Source organism: Roseovarius sp. MBR-79 (assembly GCF_053628555.1).
The window spans coordinates 1-2729 of sequence record NZ_JBRJGP010000064.1; the positions used below are offsets into that span (position 1 = coordinate 1).

Here is a 2729-nt window from a genome sequence, read left to right on the forward strand (position 1 = left end):
GAAATCCGAAAGGACAAAAGTGGCCGACTTTTACGCCGCCCGCGACAACACTATGCCGCCGCTACCGTGGCCGAGTATTGCTCCGCCGATTACAGATTCCAGACATGCCAGGGGAGGCCCGAAGCCACCCTGACTCTGCAATCTTTGGTTGATAAGGTTCGAGAAGCATTCGCCTCTACAAAAATTGGTGAACGTGGGAAAACGTCAATAAAACAAGGGGTGGCACAAAGGGCGCGATGAATACGCCGGTTTATGCCACCCTGCCACCCCCTGCCATCTGCTCCCCTGCACCCCGTGTCGCAATCGCCCGCAATCGGGCGCAAAGGGGAAGGAATCACAGATGTTGGATACGCAGGACAGCCGCCATGAAGGGCCCGACTTGGGCCTGCTGGAGGACTGGATCAGTCGGCATGATCTGGCGATCAGCCTCGGGGTATCCGAGGACACGCTGTGGCGGTGGGACATGAGGCGCACCGGCCCGCAGAGCATCAAGCTGGGGCGCAAGGTCTATTACCGGCGCAGCACCGTGCGCAGCTGGCTTGAGGCCAGAGAACAGACACGCAAGACACCGTCGCGGGGTCGGCGATGACCGCGCCCTTTCCCTTCCGCAAGCGCCAGGCGCGGGACGCAGCGCGCTCCGACTGGATCGAAGAGCGGCGGCGCGAGGCGCGCATGGTCGTGGCCGATGTGGTGCATCACTCCGACCACCTGATCCGGCTCGCCTGCAATGTACTCGTCCAGCATGGCAAAACACCGGAGGAGCGCGAGGACGCGCGCATCCTGCTGGTTGTTCTGGATGCGAAGACCCCAGGGCGCGGCGGCAATCACCAGCCCGATCCGGAGGCCGCGCAATGAACCGCCGCAGCACCCCCGAGGCCGACGCCCAGCGCGCCATCGTGCAAGCGTTGCGGTTCGCCCTGCCCCGCGATGCCATCGTTCATCACTGCGCCAATGAGGTGACCCAGCCCGGAGTAGCCGGAGCCAAGAGGCAGGCGATCCTCGTTGGCATGGGCGTATATCCCGGCTTTGCCGACCTGATCGTGATCTCCGGTGGCCGCGTGCTGTTCCTCGAGGTCAAAAGCGAGACCGGCCGATTGCGCAAATCGCAGAAAGTGTTTCGCGACACGGTCTACGCGCAGGGCTTTGGCTGGGCGCTGGTGCGCTCGGTCGACGATGCGCTGGGCGCGCTGGCGGACAACGGCTTCACCAGTCGCGTGCAGCTCCCGGCGCGGAGGGCGGCACCATCAGCCACAAGGCAACCGTCTGGGCCATCCAGCAGCGCGGGTTGAAGCCCGCCACCAAGATCGTGCTCTGGTTCCTCTGCGACCGGCACAACCCGGATTTCGGCTGCTTTCCGACGCAGGCACGGCTGGCGGACGACGCGGAAATGTCGATCTCGGCGTTGAACGCGCATCTGGCCAAGCTGGAGGAACTGCGCCTGATCCACCGCGTCCGCACCTGTGATCCGCGCACCCACAAGCGCCAGGCGACACGCTACATCCTGGGGTTCGAGGACGGCTTTCCACAAGAGTCGATTCCGGAAACCGGAGGTGGGTTTGCCGGAACGGACGCGGAACAAAGCGACGATCCAACTCCGGAAAGCGGAGATGGAGCCATCTCCGGATTTGCCGCAAAGCCATCTCCGGATTTTGCCCAAAGCCATCTCCGGAATCCGGAGGCTAACCTTGTAAGAGAACCTTTAACTAAACCAGTAAAGGAGGAGGAGGAGGACGCGGCTGCGCGCGAGGCCGATTTTGATCGGTTCTTCGCAGAACTGCTCACAGCGCTGGGCTTTGCCGCCAACGCCACCCTGCCCGCCTGGTGGCACGGCTGGCCAGCCAGGACCCACGTTCGCCGCTGGATCGATGATCTCGGGCTGTCCAAGGATCGGATCATCGAAACAGCGACCGAGACCCGGCGCGATCATCCCGAACCGCCCGATGGCCCCAAAGCCCTCGACCGGTTCATGGAGCGTGCAGCCCGGCGCGATGCGCAGGCAGCCATCGCGACTTCGAAGGGCACAAAGGCCAAGCGGCGGCGCAAGGCAGATGCAGCGCCCCCGCCCAGCCCGGATGAACTGGCGGCGTTCTATGCCGCCAAGGTCAACTCCGACGAATACCTGCCCAAGGGCATGATCAGCACCGCCATGTGCGGATTGATGCTGGCACGCGGGCTGGTCACGCCTGCACGCCTCAGCCAGCGCGTGGTGCGGTGAATGCCGTGGTGTCACGTCCCCGGCACGGATTGTCCCTCTGCGCAGGCGGCGGAGGTTTGGATTTGGGCCTCACGCTCGCCGAACCCGGTTTTCACACTCGCGCCTTCGTCGAGTGGGAGGACTGGCCCCGAACTGTCCTCATTGCGGCCCAGCGCGCCGGATACTTCGCCCCTGCCCCGATCTGGGATGATCTGCGGTCCTTCGACGCCCGGGCCTTCCGCGGGGCGTTCGATACCGTCCTCGCCGGATATCCCTGCCAGCCCTTCAGCGCCGCCGGAAAGCGCGGCGGTGCCGACGACCCCCGCCACCTCTGGCCCGACGTGGCTCGCGTCATCGGAGAATGTTCCCCCGAATGGGTGTTCCTCGAAAACGTTCCCGGCCACGTCACCCTCGGTCTTGAGACCGTCCTGCGAGAGCTTTGGAGGTCGTGTCGCGAAGGTGGTGGAAATTTGAAGGTGGCGTAATCTCCGGGTGAACGAAACCCACCCAACCGGCGGCTGGCACCGCCAAGGAG

General features: G+C 64.4%; 6 protein-coding genes. All 6 read left to right on the plus strand.

Annotated elements, in window-relative coordinates; genetic code table 11:
• On the plus strand, positions 1-240 hold a 240-nt coding region (locus tag ACSSV8_RS20065), incomplete at its 5' end, for a hypothetical protein (RefSeq protein WP_454283659.1).
• A 100-nt stretch (positions 241-340) separates the two neighbouring features.
• Positions 341-589, plus strand: coding sequence for a helix-turn-helix transcriptional regulator (locus ACSSV8_RS20070; protein ID WP_454283660.1), 249 nt, complete (start codon positions 341-343; stop codon positions 587-589).
• On the plus strand, positions 586-855 hold the full coding sequence (locus ACSSV8_RS20075; protein ID WP_454283661.1) for a hypothetical protein: 270 nt from the start codon (positions 586-588) through the stop codon (positions 853-855). Before ACSSV8_RS20070 ends, ACSSV8_RS20075 begins: the two co-directional genes overlap by 4 nt.
• Entirely contained in the window at positions 852-1289 is a 438-nt protein-coding gene (locus tag ACSSV8_RS20080) for a VRR-NUC domain-containing protein (protein ID WP_454283662.1), read from the plus strand. The genes ACSSV8_RS20075 and ACSSV8_RS20080 overlap by 4 nt, the downstream gene beginning before the upstream one ends.
• Complete coding sequence (locus ACSSV8_RS20085; RefSeq protein WP_454283663.1) at positions 1244-2215, plus strand: helix-turn-helix domain-containing protein; 972 nt, start codon at positions 1244-1246, stop codon at positions 2213-2215. Before ACSSV8_RS20080 ends, ACSSV8_RS20085 begins: the two co-directional genes overlap by 46 nt.
• A gap of 8 nt (positions 2216-2223) precedes the next feature.
• On the plus strand, positions 2224-2679 hold the full coding sequence (locus tag ACSSV8_RS20090) for a DNA cytosine methyltransferase (protein ID WP_454283664.1): 456 nt from the start codon (positions 2224-2226) through the stop codon (positions 2677-2679).
• The last annotated feature ends 50 nt before the right edge of the window (positions 2680-2729 follow it).